We start from the raw sequence: 17,171 nt of genomic DNA, 5'->3' as shown, positions 1-17,171 counted from the left end.
ATGGCTAACATTCCAACGATTTCTTTCGACGCCATCATTATTGGTGGTGGCGGTGCCGGCATGCGCGCTGCGCTGCAACTGGCACAGGGCGGTCACAAGACTGCCGTGATCACCAAGGTTTTCCCGACCCGTTCGCACACTGTTTCCGCTCAAGGCGGCATCACTTGCGCAATCGCGTCCGCTGACCCGAACGATGACTGGCGCTGGCACATGTACGATACCGTCAAGGGTTCCGACTACATCGGTGACCAGGACGCTATCGAATACATGTGTCAGGAAGGCCCGGCTGCTGTTTATGAGCTGGACCACATGGGCATGCCGTTCTCGCGCACCGAACAGGGCCGCATCTATCAGCGTCCGTTCGGCGGCCAGTCCAAGGATTACGGCAAAGGCGGGCAGGCTGCCCGTACGTGCGCCGCTTCCGACCGTACCGGTCACGCGCTGCTGCACACCCTTTATCAGGGCAACCTGAAAGCCGGTACCACGTTCCTGAACGAGTACTACGCTGTCGATCTGGTGAAAAACCAGGAAGGCGACTTCGTCGGTGTGATCGCGATCTGCATCGAAACCGGCGAAACCACCTACATCCGCGCCAAAGCCACCGTATTGGCTACCGGCGGTGCAGGTCGTATCTACGCGTCCACCACCAACGCCCTGATCAACACCGGTGACGGCGTCGGCATGGCTCTGCGTGCTGGCGTGCCGGTACAAGACATCGAAATGTGGCAGTTCCACCCGACCGGCATTGCCGGCGCCGGTGTACTGGTTACAGAAGGTTGCCGTGGTGAAGGTGGTTACCTGATCAACAAGCACGGCGAGCGTTTCATGGAGCGTTATGCTCCGAACGCCAAAGACCTTGCCGGTCGTGACGTTGTTGCTCGCTCGATGGTTAAAGAAATCATCGCCGGCAACGGTTGCGGCCCGAATGGCGATCACGTACTGCTCAAACTTGACCACCTGGGCGAGGAAGTACTGCACAGCCGTCTGCCAGGCATCTGCGAACTGTCGAAGACTTTCGCACACGTTGACCCGGTTGTTGCGCCGGTTCCGGTTGTTCCGACTTGCCACTATATGATGGGCGGCGTTGCCACCAACATTCATGGTCAGGCGATCACCCAGGACGCTGAAGGCGTCGACAAGATCATCCCGGGCCTGTTCGCTGTAGGCGAAGTGGCTTGCGTATCGGTTCACGGTGCCAACCGTCTGGGCGGCAACTCGCTGCTCGACCTGGTGGTATTCGGCCGCGCTGCCGGCCTGCACCTGGAAAAGGCGCTGACCGACGGCATCGAATACGACGACGCTACCGAAGCCGACATCGAAGCTGCCCTGTCGCGTCTGAACGCGCTGAACAGCCGTACTGATGGCGAAGACGTGGCAACCCTGCGTCGAGAGCTGCAGAACTGCATGCAGAACTATTTCGGTGTATTCCGTACTGGCGAATACATGCAGAAAGGTATCGCTCAGCTGGCTGACCTGCGTACCCGCATCGCCAACGTGAAGATCAACGATAAGTCGCAGGCGTTCAACACTGCTCGTATCGAAGCGCTGGAACTGCAGAACCTGCTGGAAGTGGCTGAAGCTACTGCCATCGCTGCCGAGGTTCGTAAAGAGTCGCGCGGTGCTCACGCCCGTGAAGACTTCGAAGACCGTGACGACGAAAACTGGCTGTGCCACACCCTGTACTTCCCGGGTGACAAGCGCGTCACCAAGCGTGCCGTGAACTTCTCGCCGAAGACTGTTCCGACTTTTGAACCTAAGATTCGGACTTATTAAGGGTGGCCGCCATGTTGCAAGTCAGCGTATATCGTTACAACCCTGATCAGGACGCCGCGCCGTTCATGCAGGAATTCCAGGTCGATACCGGTGGTAAAGACCTGATGGTGCTGGACGTACTGGCCCTGATCAAAGAGCAGGACGAAGGTTTCTCCTATCGTCGCTCTTGCCGTGAAGGCGTTTGTGGTTCCGACGGCATGAACATCAACGGCAAAAACGGCCTGGCATGCATCACGCCGCTGTCTGCTGTTGTAAAAGGTAACAAGTTGATCGTTCGTCCGCTGCCAGGTTTGCCGGTTATCCGTGACCTGGTCGTCGATATGAGCATCTTCTACAAGCAATACGAGAAGGTGAAGCCTTACCTGCAGAACGACACGCCGGCTCCGGCCATCGAGCGTCTGCAGTCGCCAGAAGAGCGCGAAAAGCTCGACGGTCTGTACGAGTGCATCCTGTGCGCTTGCTGCTCGACCTCTTGCCCGTCCTTCTGGTGGAACCCGGACAAGTTCCTGGGTCCAGCTGCACTGCTGCAAGCTTATCGCTTCCTGGCAGATAGCCGTGACACCAAGACCACCGAGCGTCTGGCTTCGCTCGATGACCCGTTCAGCGTATTCCGCTGCCGGGGCATCATGAACTGCGTCAACGTATGTCCGAAAGGCCTGAACCCGACTAAGGCCATCGGTCACATCCGTAACATGTTGCTCTCGAGCGGCGTGTGATTCAGCTGATGTAACCGCTGTACCGTAGAGGCTGTGGCGCGGGCTTCAACCCGCGTCATGGCTATAACCAGAGCAGTAGCCACAAGCTGCGGCTCTTATTTTGAAGAAATGAGACAAGCAGGGGCATCCGGGCTGGTACCCGGACTATCAGCGTGATCCTAGGTGGCTTGTTTTAGTCGCTGCATTCGGACTTCTGCAAGTTTGCTCGGTGTCGTCGCCGATGGTGTGCCCCTAACCGAGGGTGACCAAGCATGCAAGAAAGCGTGATGCAGCGCATGTGGAACAGCGCCTACCTTTCAGGTGGAAACGCTGCCTATGTGGAAGAGCTTTATGAGCTCTACCTGCACGACCCTAACGCTGTGCCAGAAGAGTGGCGCACCTACTTTCAGAAGTTGCCCGCCGACGGCAACTCTGCCACTGATGTTTCGCACTCCACAATTCGCGATCATTTCGTGCTGCTGGCAAAGAACCAGCGCCGCGCCCAACCGGTTTCCGCCGGGAGCGTGAGCAGTGAGCACGAGAAGAAGCAAGTTGAAGTGCTGCGATTGATCCAGGCCTACCGTATGCGTGGCCACCAGGCAGCCCAGCTTGACCCGCTGGGGCTGTGGCAGCGTCCTGCACCTGCAGACCTGTCGATCAATCATTACGGCTTGACCAATGCCGATCTTGATACGACCTTCCGTGCCGGCGACCTGTTCATCGGCAAAGAGGAAGCGAGCCTACGCGAAATTCACGAAGCGTTGCAGCAGACATATTGCCGCACCATCGGCGCTGAATTTACGCACATCACCGATTCCGAGCAGCGCCAGTGGTTCCAGCAGCGTCTGGAAAGCGTGCGTGGTCGTCCGACGTACTCCGCCGACATCAAGAGCCACCTGCTTGAGCGCGTGACTGCCGGTGAAGGCCTGGAAAAATACCTGGGCACCAAATACCCGGGCACCAAGCGTTTCGGTCTGGAAGGCGGCGAAAGCCTGATTCCGATGCTCGACGAACTGATCCAGCGTTCCGGTTCCTACGGCACCAAGGAAGTCGTCATCGGCATGGCCCACCGTGGTCGTCTGAACGTACTGGTCAACACCTTCGGCAAGAATCCGCGCGAGCTGTTCGACGAGTTCGAAGGCAAGAAGAAGGTCGAGCTGGGTTCCGGTGACGTTAAGTATCACCAGGGCTTCTCGTCCAACGTGATGACCGCCGGCGGTGAAGTTCACCTGGCCATGGCGTTCAACCCGTCCCACCTGGAAATCGTTTCCCCGGTGGTAGAAGGTTCGGTTCGCGCCCGTCAGGATCGTCGTAACGACCCGACCGGTGAGAAGGTTCTGCCGATCTCCATCCACGGTGACGCTGCTTTTGCAGGTCAGGGCGTGGTCATGGAAACCTTCCAGATGTCGCAGACCCGCGGTTTCAAAACCGGCGGTACCGTGCACATCGTGATCAACAACCAGGTTGGTTTCACCATCAGCAACCCGCTGGACTCGCGTTCCACCGAGTACGCCACCGACGTTGCCAAGATGATCCAGGCGCCGATCCTCCATGTGAATGGTGATGATCCGGAAGCCGTGTTGTTCGTGACCCAGCTGGCCATCGATTACCGCATGCAGTTCAAGCGTGACGTGGTGATCGACCTGGTCTGCTACCGTCGTCGCGGCCACAACGAAGCTGACGAGCCAAGCGGCACCCAGCCTCTGATGTATCAGCAGATCACCAAACAGCGCACTACCCGTGAGCTGTACGCTGATCGTCTGACCCAGGGCGGAGTGCTCGACGCAGAGCGTGTTCAGGCGAAAGTCGACGAATACCGCAACGCGCTGGACAACGGTCTGCACGTCGTGAAGTCGCTGGTCAAAGAGCCGAACAAAGAGTTGTTCGTGGACTGGCGTCCGTATCTGGGCCACGCCTGGACTGCGCGTCACGACACGCGTTTCGATCTGAAGACCCTGCAAGAACTGTCCGCCAAGCTGCTGGAAATTCCGGACGGTTTCGTGGTGCAGCGTCAGGTCGCGAAGATCTACGAAGACCGTCAGAAGATGCAAGCAGGCGGCCTGCCGATCAACTGGGGTTACGCCGAAACCATGGCGTACGCGACCCTGGCGTTCGAAGGTCACCCGATTCGCATGACCGGTCAGGACATCGGCCGCGGTACGTTCTCGCACCGTCACGCTGTGTTGCACAACCAGAAAGACGCGGGCACCTACATTCCGCTGGCGCACTTGTACGACGGTCAGCCACGCTTTGACCTGTACGACTCGTTCCTGTCGGAAGAAGCGGTACTGGCATTCGAATACGGTTACTCGACCACCACGCCAGACGCGCTGGTGATCTGGGAAGCCCAGTTCGGTGACTTCGCCAACGGTGCACAGGTTGTGATCGACCAGTTCATCACCAGCGGCGAGCACAAGTGGGGCCGTCTCTGCGGTCTGACCATGTTGCTGCCACACGGTTACGAAGGTCAGGGCCCTGAGCACAGCTCGGCACGTCTTGAGCGTTACCTGCAACTGTGCGCCGAGCACAACATTCAGGTAGCTGTACCGACCACGCCAGCACAGATCTACCACTTGCTGCGTCGTCAGGTGATTCGTCCGCTGCGCAAACCGTTGATCGTGCTGACGCCGAAGTCGCTGCTGCGCCACAAGCTGGCCATCTCGACTCTGGAAGATCTGGCCGAAGGTTCGTTCCAGACCGTGATCCCGGAAATCGATACTCTGGACCCGAAAAAGGTCGAGCGTGTTGTTCTGTGTAGCGGCAAGGTCTACTACGACCTGCTGGAAAAACGCCGTGCCGAAGGCCGTGAAGATATCGCCATCGTGCGTATCGAGCAGCTGTATCCATTCCCTGAGGACGACTTGAAAGAAGTCCTGGCTCCATACACCAACGTCAAAAATGCCGTTTGGTGTCAGGAAGAGCCGATGAACCAGGGCGCCTGGTACTGCAGCCAGCACCACTTGCGTCGCAGCATCGGTAACCTCGACAAGTCTCTCGTACTTGAGTACGCGGGCCGTGAGGCTTCTGCTGCCCCAGCTTGTGGTTACGCATCGATGCACGCCGAGCAGCAGGAAAAACTCCTGCAAGCCGCGTTTACCATTTAATGCCTTCGCGCACCTGAAACCGAATTTAAGGAACTACAGATAATGGCTATCGAGATCAAAGCCCCCACTTTCCCGGAATCGGTTGCCGATGGCACCGTTGCCACCTGGCACAAACAACCGGGCGACGCCGTCAAGCGTGACGACCTGATCGTCGACATCGAGACTGACAAAGTCGTACTGGAAGTTCTGGCTACCGCCGACGGCGTGCTGGGCGCAATCGTCAAGAATGAAGGCGACACCGTTCTGTCCGACGAAGTGCTGGGCTCCATCGAAGCGGGCGGCGCTGCTGCCGCTGCTCCAGCCGCCGCCGCTGCTGCTCCGGCCGCTGCCGCTGCTCCAGCTGCTGCTGAAGGCGAAGACGATCCTGTTGCTGCACCGGCCGCGCGCAAGCTGGCTGAAGAAAACGGCATCAACATCGCCTCCGTTGCCGGCACCGGCAAAGGCGGTCGTGTGACCAAGGAAGACGTAGTCGCTGCTGTAGCTGCCAAGAAAGCCGCTCCGGCTGCCGCGCCTGCCAAGGCTGCTGCTCCTTCGGCTGCTGCTCCTGTGTTCGCCGCTGGCGACCGCATCGAGAAGCGTGTACCGATGACCCGCGTGCGTGCCACCGTGGCCAAGCGTCTGGTTGAAGCTCAGTCGAACATGGCGATGCTGACCACTTTCAACGAAGTCGACATGACTGAAGTCATGGCTCTGCGTTCGAAGTACAAGGATCTGTTCGAGAAGTCCCACAACGGCGTACGCCTGGGCTTCATGTCGTTCTTCGTTAAAGCAGCGACCGAAGCGCTGAAACGCTTCCCGGCTGTTAACGCATCGATCGACGGCGCTGACATCGTTTACCACGGCTACGCTGACATCGGCGTTGCCGTTTCCAGCGACCGCGGTCTGGTTGTTCCGGTTCTGCGTAACGCCGAGCTGATGAGCCTGGCTGAAATCGAAGGCGGCATCGCAACATTCGGCAAAAAAGCCCGTGACGGCAAACTGTCGATGGACGAGATGACCGGTGGTACCTTCACCATCACCAACGGTGGTACCTTCGGTTCGATGATGTCGACCCCGATCGTCAACCCGCCGCAGGCAGCGATTCTGGGCATGCACAACATCATCCAGCGTCCTATGGCCATCAACGGTCAGGTCGTTATCCGTCCGATGATGTACCTGGCACTGTCCTACGATCACCGTCTGATCGATGGCAAAGAAGCTGTGACCTTCCTGGTGACCATCAAGAACCTGCTGGAAGATCCGGCGCGTCTGTTGCTGGATATCTAAAAACAGCGGCAAGCTACAAGTTTCAAGCCACAAGCTCAAAGCGAGCGGGGTGGGCTTGGAGCTTGTTGCTTGCGGCTTGTAGCTTTATTGCTAAAGAGGATTTTTTGAATGTCGCAGAAATTTGACGTAGTAGTGATCGGTGCTGGCCCTGGTGGCTACGTGGCTGCCATCAAGGCGGCGCAGCTGGGTCTGACCACTGCCTGCATCGAGAAGTACACCGACGCTGAAGGCAAGCAAGCCCTGGGCGGCACCTGCCTGAACGTAGGCTGCATTCCTTCCAAGGCGCTGCTCGACAGCTCCTGGAAATACAAGGAAGCGAAAGAAAGCTTCAACGTTCACGGTATCTCGACCGGCGAAGTCAAAATGGACGTCGCTGCGATGGTTGGCCGCAAGGCTGGCATCGTCAAGAACCTGACCGGCGGCGTTGCCACTCTGTTCAAGGCGAACGGCGTTACTTCGATCCAGGGCCACGGCAAACTGCTGGCTGGCAAGAAAGTCGAAGTCACCAAGCCAGACGGCTCGGTTGAAGTCATCGAAGCTGAAAACGTGATCCTGGCTCCAGGCTCGCGTCCAATCGACATTCCACCGGCTCCGGTTGATCAGAACGTCATCGTCGATTCGACTGGCGCTCTGGAATTCCAAACCGTACCTAAGCGTCTGGGCGTGATCGGCGCTGGCGTGATCGGTCTGGAACTGGGTTCGGTATGGTCGCGTCTGGGTTCGGAAGTGGTTGTCCTCGAAGCACTGGACACCTTCCTGATGGCAGCGGACACCGCTGTTTCCAAGGAAGCGCTGAAAACCCTGACCAAACAAGGTCTGGACATCAAACTGGGCGCTCGCGTGACCGGCTCGAAAGTGAATGGCGACGAAGTCGTTGTGAACTACACCGATGCCAACGGCGAACAGACCATTACTTTCGACAAGCTGATCGTAGCCGTTGGTCGCCGTCCGGTGACCACTGATCTGCTGGCTTCCGACAGCGGCGTGACCCTCGACGAGCGCGGTTTCGTGCACGTTGACGATCACTGCGCGACCACCGTACCGGGCGTTTTCGCCATCGGTGACGTGGTGCGCGGCATGATGCTGGCGCACAAGGCATCGGAAGAAGGCATCATGGTTGTCGAGCGCATCAAGGGCCACAAAGCCCAGATGAACTATGACCTGATCCCTTCGGTTATTTATACTCACCCGGAAATCGCGTGGGTGGGTAAAACCGAGCAGGCCTTGAAAGCTGAAGGCGTTGAAGTTAACGTCGGCACCTTCCCGTTCGCCGCTTCCGGCCGTGCCATGGCCGCCAACGATACCGGTGGTTTCGTCAAGGTTATCGCTGATGCCAAGACTGACCGCGTATTGGGCGTGCACGTGATTGGCCCGAGCGCTGCAGAACTGGTTCAGCAGGGCGCGATCGGTATGGAATTCGGCACCAGCGCTGAAGACCTGGGCATGATGGTTTTCTCCCATCCGACCCTGTCTGAAGCCTTGCACGAAGCTGCTTTGGCTGTGAATGGCGGCGCCATCCACATTGCCAACCGCAAAAAGCGTTAACAGACAATAAGAAACCACGGCGGTAACGGCCCGTCGTGAGCCTTGCGAGCAAGTCTCACCGCGGAATGTCCGCTGGACGCAGTCTTGCGTAGTTGCACCGGGTATCCGGAAAGGCTACGCAAGCAGCAGTCACAGGTGGCGCGGCACTCATACGAGCGCAGCGCCGAATGCGCAGTACCTAACGAAGACGGTAAAAAGCATGAATCTTCACGAGTATCAGGGTAAGCAGCTGTTCGCTGAATACGGCCTGCCAGTTTCCACTGGTTACGCAGTAGACACCCCGGAAGCAGCAGCAGAAGCTTGCGACAAAATCGGCGGCAGTGAGTGGGTTGTCAAAGCCCAGGTCCACGCTGGTGGTCGCGGTAAAGCGGGCGGCGTTAAGCTGGTTCGCAGCAAAGAAGACGCCAAAGCCTTCGCACAGCAGTGGCTGGGCAAGCGTCTGGTGACTTACCAGACTGACGCCAATGGCCAGCCAGTCACCAAGATCCTGGTTGAATCGTGCACTGATATCGCTAAAGAGCTGTACCTGGGCGCTGTCGTTGACCGTTCGAGCCGTCGTATCGTGTTCATGGCTTCCACCGAAGGTGGCGTGGACATCGAGAAAATCGCTCACGACACTCCAGAAAAAATTCTGAAAGCCACTATCGATCCACTGGTTGGCGCTCAGCCATTCCAGGGTCGCGAGCTGGCATTCCAGCTGGGTCTGGAAGGCAAGCAGGTTGCTCAGTTCGCCAAGATCTTCGTAGGTCTGGCCAAGCTGTTCAAGGATCACGACCTGGCTCTGCTGGAAGTGAACCCGCTGGTGATCAAGGCTGACGGCGATCTGCACTGCCTGGACGCCAAGATCAACATCGACGCCAACGCAATGTACCGTCAGCCTAAGCTGAAGACTTTCCACGATCCGTCGCAAGACGATCCGCGCGAAGCGCACGCTGCCAAGTTCGAGCTGAACTACGTAGCACTGGAAGGCAACATCGGCTGCATGGTCAACGGTGCTGGCCTGGCCATGGGTACCATGGACATCGTCAACCTGCATGGCGGCAAGCCAGCCAACTTCCTCGACGTAGGTGGTGGCGCTACCAAAGAACGCGTAACTGAAGCGTTCAAGATCATCCTGTCCGACACCAACGTCGCTGCAGTACTGGTCAACATCTTCGGCGGCATCGTTCGCTGCGACATGATTGCCGAAGGCATCATCGGCGCTGTGAAAGAAGTCGGCGTGAAAATCCCGGTTGTTGTTCGCCTTGAAGGTAACAACGCTGAGCTGGGCGCTAAAGTACTGGCAGAAAGCGGTTTGAACATCATCGCTGCTACCAGCCTGACCGACGCTGCTCAACAAGTTGTCAAAGCTGCGGAGGGCAAATAATGAGCGTCCTGATCAATAAAGACACCAAAGTTATCTGCCAGGGTATTACCGGTTCGCAAGGTAGTTTCCACACCCAGCAAGCCATCGAATACGGCACCAAGATGGTTGGTGGCGTTACTCCTGGCAAAGGCGGCACCGAGCACCTGGGTCTGCCAGTGTTCAACACCGTTAAAGACGCAGTAGAAGCCACTGGCGCTACCGCTTCCGTGATCTACGTTCCGGCTCCTTTCTGCAAAGATTCGATCCTGGAAGCGGCATTCGGCGGCATCAAGCTGATCGTTTGCATCACCGAAGGCATTCCTACCCTGGACATGCTGGACGCTAAAGTTAAGTGCGACGAGCTGGGCGTAGTCCTGATCGGCCCTAACTGCCCAGGCGTTATCACTCCGGGCGAGTGCAAGATCGGCATCATGCCAGGTCACATTCACTTGCCAGGCAAGGTCGGTATCGTTTCGCGTTCCGGCACCCTGACCTACGAAGCTGTGAAGCAGACTACTGACGCCGGTTTCGGTCAGTCGACTTGCGTCGGCATCGGTGGTGACCCGATCCCGGGTTCGAACTTCATCGACATCCTGAAGCTGTTCCAGGAAGACCCGAAGACCGAAGCGATCGTCATGATCGGTGAGATCGGCGGTTCGGCTGAAGAAGAAGCGGCTGCCTACATCAAGGCACACGTGACCAAGCCGGTTGTTTCCTACATCGCTGGTGTGACTGCTCCTCCGGGCAAGCGCATGGGCCATGCTGGCGCAATCATCTCTGGCGGCAAAGGCACTGCAGACGAGAAATTCGCTGCACTGCAAGACGCAGGCGTTAAAACCGTGCGTTCGCTGGCAGACATCGGCAAGGCCCTGGCCGAGCTGACCGGTTGGGCTGTCAAGTAAGCCTCGCGCTTAACTGACGCTTCACCAAACAAAGGCCACCTTCGGGTGGCCTTTGTCGTTTCTGCAATTTGGAAGATCAAAAGATCGCAGCCTGCGGCAGCTCCTACATTGAAATGCGTTTTCATTGGGGGGCGATCGAAATGCCTTGATGGCCGGCAACCGTCATCCCCTGTAGGAGCTGCCGAAGGCTGCGATCTTTTGATCTTTGCCGTACCAACGAAAAATAGATACGTAAACGCGACACAGAAACGTCGCGTATCGGATAGTTCGCCCTCTAACAGTGCGTTTGCAGGCCAAATTCGTTAGGCTAGCAGCCATTTTTGCGTCTGCCGCCCACAAGGCATGCAACGCGCTTTAAGGGTCAGTCCCATACGGATCGACAGCATTTCCCTAATTACACAGGGCAATCCCCCTCTAAATTCCGATTCAGTAGTGTGGTATTACCTTAATGAAAGTTTTGAAAGGTCAGGACATCCTGGCACTTGGCTTTATGACATTTGCCCTGTTCGTTGGGGCCGGCAACATTATCTTCCCGCCTATCGTTGGCCTGCAGGCCGGACCTCACGTCTGGATGGCTGCGCTGGGTTTTCTGATCACCGCAGTGGGTTTGCCGGTGATCACCGTTGTCGCACTGGCCAAGGTCGGTGGGTCGATGGACGCGCTGAGCAGCCCGATCGGTAAAGTCGCGGGCGGCATTCTTGCGGCTGCGTGCTATCTGGCCGTCGGCCCGCTGTTTGCCACTCCGCGTACCGCCACCGTGTCCTTCGAAGTCGGTTTGGCGCCGTTGACCGGCGAAAGCCCGCTGGCGCTGTTCCTCTACAGCTCGGTGTACTTCCTGCTGGTGTTCTTCATCTCGCTCTACCCGGGCCGTTTGCTGGACACCGTTGGCCGTTTCCTCGCGCCGCTGAAGATCATCGCGCTGGCCGTGCTCGGTATCGCTGCATTCGCCTTGCCGGCGGGTGACGTCGGTCACGGCACGCCGGAATACGTCGCGGCACCGTTCTCCCAAGGCTTCATCAATGGTTACCTGACCATGGATACCTTGGGCGCGCTGGTGTTCGGCATCGTCATCGTCAACGCGATCCGCTCCCGTGGCGTCGAGTCGCCGAAGTTGATCACCCGTTACGCGATCATCGCCGGTTTGATTGCCGGTGTCGGTCTGGCTCTGGTCTACATCAGCCTGTTCCGTCTGGGTTCCGGCAGCCATGAAGTGGCCGTCGGTGCAACCAATGGCGCGGCGGTCTTGCACGCATACGTGCAACACACCTTCGGTTCACTGGGTAGCGGCTTCCTTGCGGTACTGATCTCGCTGGCGTGCCTGGTGACGGCGGTAGGTCTGACCTGCGCCTGTGCCGAGTACTTCAGTCGTGTGCTGCCACTGTCGTACAAGACCCTGGTGATCATTCTGGCGGCGTTCTCGCTGCTGGTGTCCAACCTCGGTCTGACCAAGCTGATCGCGTTCTCCATTCCGGTGCTCACCGCGATCTACCCGCCGTGCATCGTGTTGGTGGCGCTGAGCTTCTGCAAAGACTTCTGGCATGAACACGGTCGTATCCTCGGCCCGGTGATGCTGGTGTCGTTCTTGTTCGGCAGCATCGACGCACTGAAAGGCGCTGGTCTGGCTGACTGGATGCCAGCGCAGCTGTCGCACCTGCCGCTGAGCGAGCAAGGTCTGGCGTGGCTGGTGCCGTGTGTGATGACTTTGGTGGTTGCAGTGGTTTGTGATCGCCTGCTAGGCAAGCGCAGCGAAGCGGTTGCCTGAGGTTGGCTGACCCGCCATAAGCGGGTCTTCAACGCTTAAACAGAAATGCCCCGTATCAATCGATACGGGGCATTTTTTATGGGCGTCAGGCAGTGTCTTTTTCCCTAGGCTAACGTCGAAGCACTGCATCGCTTTTATGTAGGAGCAGAGCTTGCTCGCGAAAGCGATCTGACATTCAACATTGATGTCGACAGAAACGCCGCTTTCGCGAGCAAGCTCTGCTCCTACAAGTTCACGTATTCAAGGGAATTGCATGTCGTTCATCCAGGCCAATCTGATCCACTTGCTCGCCGCGTGCTGGTTTGTCATCTGCTGGGGCGGTTACACCCGTTATGCCACCTGGAAGGGCCGCGACACCGCGTGCCTGGCCAGCGTGCTGCACTTGTACCGAGAAGACTGGATGCGCCGCATGCTCCTGCGCGATAACCGTATCGCCGACGCCAGCGTGATCGGCAACCTGGAGCGCAACGCCTCGTTTTTCGCCTCCAGCACGCTGATCATCCTCGCCGGTATTCTCACCGTGCTCGGCGCCTCCGAGCGGGCGGTGTCGTTGCTGGCGGACATCCCGATGGTGCAGCAAGCGTCGCAGGGCATGTCGGAAATCAAATTGCTGTGCCTGGCGATGGTGTTCGTCTACGCCTTCTTTACCTTCAGTTGGTGCATGCGCCAGTACAACTTTGCGGCGGTGCTGGTCGGTTCGGCGCCGATGATCGGCGAGCGTCATGTCTCCGAACAGGAGCGTAAAGCGTTCGCGGCACGGGCGGCGCGGGTGATTTCGATGGCGGCCAACCAGTTCAACTTCGGTCTGCGTTCTTACTACTTCGGCATGACCATGCTCGCGTGGTTCGTCAGCCCGTGGCTGTTCATGTTGTTGAGCACTGGCGTGGTGCTGGTCTTGTACCGTCGCGAGTTTCATTCCGACGTTCTCGACGTAATGGTCTATACCCCTACAGAGGCGCCCATTCCCGAGGCGAACAAAGAGGCCGCTTGATGAGTATTCCGTTCTGGTGTGTGTTTATCAGCGCTTTGCTGATTTATGTGGCGCGTATGCCGGTGGCCAAGGCGATGAAAGAGCAGGGCGGTTACAACAACCACTTGCCGCGCCAACAACAGGCGCAACTGACCGGATACGGCGCGAGGGCGCTGGCGGCGCATCAGAACAGTATCGAAGCGTTCATGTTATTTGCCGTGGGTGTGTTAATGGCGCACACCACGCAAACGGTAGGATGGCTGATCGATACATTGGCGATCATCTTCGTCATCGCCCGCATCGTTTATTTGTGGTTCTACCTGGCCGATCTGCCAGCGCTGCGTAGCCTGGTCTGGTTCGTTGGCTTAGTGTGTTCGCTGTTGCTGATGATTAGTCCGACTTTTAGAACCCTTTTGCTCTAAGCGCCATTGCCATTAAATCCCAGACAAAAGAAAACCCGCACTTGGCGGGTTTCCTTTTTCAGCGGTAAAAAGCAGATTATTGCTTTTTAGCAGCTTCGTCTTGCGCGGCAGCGTTCGATTCAGCCTGAGCTTTGGCAGCTTCGGCGTTTTCTTTCGCAGCGTCGTTCACTTTATCCTGAGCTTTGTTCATGTCTTGCTGAGCTTGTTCAGCATGTTGGTTGGCATCTTGAGCTTTGTCCTCGGATTTTTTATCGCAGGCAGCGAGACCGAGGGAAGCGGTCAACATCAAGGCAATAGCAAAAGTCTTACGCATGGGGTGTTTCTCCTTATGGAAAATAACTACTGGCCTTAAGAGCTTTGCGCTACAGGTTAAGTTCCTCATTTGTTTCAGATATATAAGTTTGTTTTGCCACGGAACTTTTGGCCTGTTGGCTACTACTGGCCAATGGCTTTAACGAGAGTAATTATCATATGGCTGAAAACCCCGTTTTTGAGCGCGCGACGCGATTTCTTTCAGCGTTAAGACACTGTCAGGTACTGGGGTTGCGGGTACATGAAGCCTCCAGCGAAGGGCTTACGGTGATCCTGCCTTACAGCTCACGAATTGTCGGAAATCCGCAGACCGGCGTGATTCACGGCGGGGCAATCACCTCGTTGATGGACACCGCTTGCGGGATGTCGACACTGTGCGTGTTGCCGGAATTCGAAGTCTGCCCGACCCTCGATTTGCGCATCGACTATATGCACGCCGCCGAACCGAACAAAGACGTCTATGGCTTCGCCCAGTGCTACCGGGTGACCACTGACGTGATCTTTGCTCGCGGTTTCGCCTATCAAGATGACCCGGAACAACCCATCGCCCACGTCGTCGGCACCTTTATGCGCATGGGCAAGGGCCTCAAAGGCACCAAAGGCTTCGGCGGCGCGATAAAGGGAGCAGGGCAATGAGCGATGATCTGAAACAGCAGCTGCAACGCGCTCATGCTCAAGGTGATTACGCGCCACTGTTGAAGCTGATTCCCTACGCAGGTTTGATCGGCGTCGAATGTTCGCGGGTCGGCGATGAACTGCTGTTCAAGTTGCCAGCGAACAAGGACAACATTGGTAACCCTTTACTGCCTGCCATCCACGGCGGCGTGATTGCCGGGTTCATGGAACTGGCTGCGGCCCTGCATCTGTTGATCTTCACCGAAGCGCCGGGCGTGCCGAAGATTATCGATTTCTCCCTCGATTACCTGCGCGCCGGGCAATTCCGCGACACGTGGGCCAAATGTCAGGTGTGCCGGCAGGGGCGTCGCGTCGCCAACGTCGCGATCACGGCGTGGCAAAGCACCGAAGGCGAGCCGATTGCCACCGCTCGCGCGCACTTCAAAATTGATGAGCCCTTGAAATCCTGAACAGCGCCCCAAACTCAGAGAACAACCCGCCGCCGACCATTTCGGGTCGCGGCCACTGCCATCTGATTGGAGTTTGATGACCATGAGTGTGGAAACTCAAAAGGAAACCCTGGGCTTCCAGACCGAGGTGAAGCAGCTGCTGCACCTCATGATCCATTCGCTGTATTCCAACAAGGAAATTTTCCTTCGCGAATTGATCTCGAACGCCTCTGACGCTGTCGACAAGCTGCGCTTCGAAGCCCTGGCCAAGCCAGAGTTGCTCGAAGGTGGCGCTGATCTGAAAATCCGTGTGAGCTTCGACAAAGACGCCAAGACCGTCACCCTCGAAGACAACGGTATCGGCATGAACCGTGACGATGTGATCACCCACCTGGGTACCATCGCCAAATCCGGCACTGCCGATTTCATGAAAAACCTTTCCGGCGATCAGAAGAAGGATTCGCACCTGATCGGTCAGTTCGGTGTCGGTTTCTACTCCGCGTTCATCGTTGCCGACCAGGTTGACGTGTACTCCCGTCGCGCCGGCACTCCAGCCAGCGAAGGCGTGCACTGGTCGTCGAAAGGCGAGGGCGAGTTCGAAGTTGCGAACATCGACAAGCCAGAGCGCGGCACCCGTATCGTTCTGCACCTCAAAGCTGCTGAAGACGAATTCGCCGATGGCTGGCGTCTGCGCAACATCATCAAGAAGTACTCCGATCACATCGCGCTGCCAATCGAGCTGCCGAAAGAAGTGGCACCTGCTGAAGGTGAAGAAACACCAGCGGCCGAGTGGGAAACCGTGAACCGCGCCAGCGCCCTGTGGACTCGCCCTCGCACTGAAGTGAAGGACGAGGAATACCAGGAGTTCTACAAACACATCGCTCACGACTTTGAAAACCCGCTGGCCTGGAGCCACAACAAAGTCGAAGGCAAGCTCGAATACAGCTCGCTGTTGTATGTGCCGGCCCGCGCACCGTTCGACCTGTACCAGCGTGAAGCGCCGAAAGGCCTGAAGCTGTACGTGCAACGCGTGTTCGTCATGGATCAGGCCGAGTCCTTCCTGCCGCTGTACCTGCGCTTCATCAAAGGCGTGGTCGATTCCAACGACCTGTCGCTGAACGTGTCGCGTGAGATCCTGCAGAAAGACCCGATCATCGATTCGATGAAAACCGCGCTGACCAAACGCGTGCTGGACATGCTGGAAAAACTGGCGAAAAACGAGCCTGAGCAATACAAAGGCTTCTGGAAGAACTTCGGTCAGGTCATGAAAGAAGGCCCGGCAGAAGATTTCGCCAACAAGGAAAAAATTGCCGGTCTGCTGCGTTTCGCATCGACCAACGGCGACGACGGCGAGCAGATCGTCGGTCTGGCTGACTACCTGGCCCGCGCCAAGGAAGGTCAGGACAAGATCTACTACCTCACCGGCGAAACCTACGCGCAGGTCAAGAACAGCCCGCACCTGGAAGTCTTCCGCAAGAAAGGCATCGAAGTGTTGCTGCTGACCGACCGCATCGACGAGTGGCTGATGAGCTACCTCAGCGAGTTCGACGGCAAGACGTTTGTCGACGTGGCACGCGGTGACCTCGATCTGGGCAACCTGGACTCGGAAGAGGACAAGAAAGCTGCAGAAGAAGTCGCCAAGTCCAAAGAAGGTCTGGTTGAGCGTCTGAAAACCGCGCTGGGCGATTCCGTGGCGGAAGTCCGGGTATCCCATCGTCTGACCGATTCGCCGGCCATTCTGGCCATCGGCGAACAGGATCTGGGTCTACAAATGCGTCAGATCCTCGAAGCCAGCGGGCAGAAAGTGCCGGATTCGAAGCCGATCTTCGAATTCAACCCAAGCCACCCGCTGATCGAGAAACTCGATGGCGAGCAGAGCGAAGAGCGTTTTGGCGACCTGTCGCACATCCTCTTCGATCAGGCAGCCCTGGCTGCCGGCGACAGCTTGAAGGATCCGGCCGCTTATGTGCGCCGTCTGAACAAGCTGCTGGTTGAGCTGTCGGTTTAACCA

The 17,171-nt window shown here is 57.5% G+C and carries 14 protein-coding genes; 13 read left to right on the top strand and 1 reads right to left on the bottom strand.

From position 1 onward, the window contains the following. The 10 genes from sdhA to QMX93_RS12765 all read left to right on the top strand — a co-directional run bounded on the left by sdhA (position 1) and on the right by QMX93_RS12765 (position 13,784). Positions 1-1,773, top strand: coding sequence for a succinate dehydrogenase flavoprotein subunit (sdhA, locus tag QMX93_RS12810; RefSeq protein WP_008077944.1), 1,773 nt, complete (start codon positions 1-3; stop codon positions 1,771-1,773). A gap of 11 nt (positions 1,774-1,784) precedes the next feature. Then, on the top strand, positions 1,785-2,489 hold the full coding sequence (locus QMX93_RS12805; protein WP_053118486.1) for a succinate dehydrogenase iron-sulfur subunit: 705 nt from the start codon (positions 1,785-1,787) through the stop codon (positions 2,487-2,489). A 251-nt stretch (positions 2,490-2,740) separates the two neighbouring features. After that, positions 2,741-5,572: a 2-oxoglutarate dehydrogenase E1 component gene (locus tag QMX93_RS12800; RefSeq protein ID WP_053118487.1), complete on the top strand. Its 2,832-nt coding sequence runs from the start codon at positions 2,741-2,743 to the stop codon at positions 5,570-5,572. A 42-nt stretch (positions 5,573-5,614) separates the two neighbouring features. Continuing rightward, positions 5,615-6,838 (top strand): 2-oxoglutarate dehydrogenase complex dihydrolipoyllysine-residue succinyltransferase, encoded by a 1,224-nt coding sequence (gene odhB, locus QMX93_RS12795; RefSeq protein WP_282356393.1) that lies wholly within the window; start codon positions 5,615-5,617, stop codon positions 6,836-6,838. 108 nt (positions 6,839-6,946) lie between these two features. After that, a complete protein-coding gene (gene lpdA / locus QMX93_RS12790) occupies positions 6,947-8,383 on the top strand; it encodes a dihydrolipoyl dehydrogenase (protein WP_053118492.1) in 1,437 nt (478 codons plus the stop codon). Positions 8,384-8,582: 199 nt separating this feature from the next. Further along, positions 8,583-9,749 carry an ADP-forming succinate--CoA ligase subunit beta gene (gene sucC / locus QMX93_RS12785; RefSeq protein ID WP_007919879.1) on the top strand — a complete coding sequence of 389 codons (1,167 nt, stop codon included), beginning with the start codon at positions 8,583-8,585 and terminating at the stop codon, positions 9,747-9,749. Further along, positions 9,749-10,630, top strand: coding sequence for a succinate--CoA ligase subunit alpha (sucD, locus tag QMX93_RS12780; protein ID WP_008082972.1), 882 nt, complete (start codon positions 9,749-9,751; stop codon positions 10,628-10,630). The genes sucC and sucD overlap by 1 nt, the downstream gene beginning before the upstream one ends. A gap of 448 nt (positions 10,631-11,078) precedes the next feature. Continuing rightward, positions 11,079-12,392, top strand: a complete 1,314-nt coding sequence (gene brnQ, locus QMX93_RS12775) for a branched-chain amino acid transport system II carrier protein (RefSeq protein ID WP_282356379.1) — start codon at positions 11,079-11,081, stop codon at positions 12,390-12,392. Positions 12,393-12,645: 253 nt separating this feature from the next. Beyond that, positions 12,646-13,383 (top strand): DUF599 family protein, encoded by a 738-nt coding sequence (locus QMX93_RS12770; protein ID WP_159815062.1) that lies wholly within the window; start codon positions 12,646-12,648, stop codon positions 13,381-13,383. Further along, on the top strand, positions 13,383-13,784 hold the full coding sequence (locus QMX93_RS12765) for an MAPEG family protein (protein WP_282356376.1): 402 nt from the start codon (positions 13,383-13,385) through the stop codon (positions 13,782-13,784). Before QMX93_RS12770 ends, QMX93_RS12765 begins: the two co-directional genes overlap by 1 nt. Before the next feature lie 76 nt (positions 13,785-13,860). On the opposite strand, the gene QMX93_RS12760 is transcribed toward QMX93_RS12765, so the two are convergent. Then, positions 13,861-14,097: a hypothetical protein gene (locus QMX93_RS12760; protein WP_053118505.1), complete on the bottom strand. Its 237-nt coding sequence runs from the start codon at positions 14,095-14,097 to the stop codon at positions 13,861-13,863. Positions 14,098-14,255: 158 nt separating this feature from the next. On the opposite strand from QMX93_RS12760, the gene QMX93_RS12755 reads away from it, so the two are divergent. From QMX93_RS12755 to htpG, 3 genes are all read left to right on the top strand, one after another. Then, positions 14,256-14,732 (top strand): PaaI family thioesterase, encoded by a 477-nt coding sequence (locus QMX93_RS12755; RefSeq protein WP_282356373.1) that lies wholly within the window; start codon positions 14,256-14,258, stop codon positions 14,730-14,732. Next, a complete protein-coding gene (locus tag QMX93_RS12750) occupies positions 14,729-15,181 on the top strand; it encodes a PaaI family thioesterase (protein ID WP_282356370.1) in 453 nt (150 codons plus the stop codon). Before QMX93_RS12755 ends, QMX93_RS12750 begins: the two co-directional genes overlap by 4 nt. Before the next feature lie 82 nt (positions 15,182-15,263). After that, positions 15,264-17,168: a molecular chaperone HtpG gene (htpG, locus tag QMX93_RS12745; protein ID WP_053118568.1), complete on the top strand. Its 1,905-nt coding sequence runs from the start codon at positions 15,264-15,266 to the stop codon at positions 17,166-17,168. Positions 17,169-17,171: the final 3 nt, after the last annotated feature.

The organism is Pseudomonas sp. PS01303 (assembly GCF_029959385.1).
In the GTDB taxonomy this organism is placed as follows: Bacteria; Pseudomonadota; Gammaproteobacteria; order Pseudomonadales; family Pseudomonadaceae; genus Aquipseudomonas; species Aquipseudomonas rustica.
Note: the sequence above shows the minus strand (reverse complement) of the source record. Positions and strands in the feature narration are given on the sequence as shown.

Excerpts from the sequence above, each read along its gene's own strand:
- sucD (WP_008082972.1), top strand. The coding sequence starts at position 9,749 with ATGAGCGTCCTGATCAATAAAGACACCAAAGTTATCTGCCAGGGTATT.
- odhB (WP_282356393.1), top strand. The coding sequence starts at position 5,615 with ATGGCTATCGAGATCAAAGCCCCCACTTTCCCGGAATCGGTTGCCGAT.
- lpdA (WP_053118492.1), top strand. The coding sequence starts at position 6,947 with ATGTCGCAGAAATTTGACGTAGTAGTGATCGGTGCTGGCCCTGGTGGC.
- QMX93_RS12760 (WP_053118505.1), bottom strand. The coding sequence starts at position 14,097 with ATGCGTAAGACTTTTGCTATTGCCTTGATGTTGACCGCTTCCCTCGGT.
- QMX93_RS12755 (WP_282356373.1), top strand. The coding sequence starts at position 14,256 with ATGGCTGAAAACCCCGTTTTTGAGCGCGCGACGCGATTTCTTTCAGCG.
- sdhA (WP_008077944.1), top strand. The coding sequence starts at position 1 with ATGGCTAACATTCCAACGATTTCTTTCGACGCCATCATTATTGGTGGT.
- htpG (WP_053118568.1), top strand. The coding sequence starts at position 15,264 with ATGAGTGTGGAAACTCAAAAGGAAACCCTGGGCTTCCAGACCGAGGTG.
- QMX93_RS12765 (WP_282356376.1), top strand. The coding sequence starts at position 13,383 with ATGAGTATTCCGTTCTGGTGTGTGTTTATCAGCGCTTTGCTGATTTAT.
- brnQ (WP_282356379.1), top strand. The coding sequence starts at position 11,079 with ATGAAAGTTTTGAAAGGTCAGGACATCCTGGCACTTGGCTTTATGACA.
- QMX93_RS12805 (WP_053118486.1), top strand. The coding sequence starts at position 1,785 with ATGTTGCAAGTCAGCGTATATCGTTACAACCCTGATCAGGACGCCGCG.
- sucC (WP_007919879.1), top strand. The coding sequence starts at position 8,583 with ATGAATCTTCACGAGTATCAGGGTAAGCAGCTGTTCGCTGAATACGGC.
- QMX93_RS12800 (WP_053118487.1), top strand. The coding sequence starts at position 2,741 with ATGCAAGAAAGCGTGATGCAGCGCATGTGGAACAGCGCCTACCTTTCA.
- QMX93_RS12770 (WP_159815062.1), top strand. The coding sequence starts at position 12,646 with ATGTCGTTCATCCAGGCCAATCTGATCCACTTGCTCGCCGCGTGCTGG.
- QMX93_RS12750 (WP_282356370.1), top strand. The coding sequence starts at position 14,729 with ATGAGCGATGATCTGAAACAGCAGCTGCAACGCGCTCATGCTCAAGGT.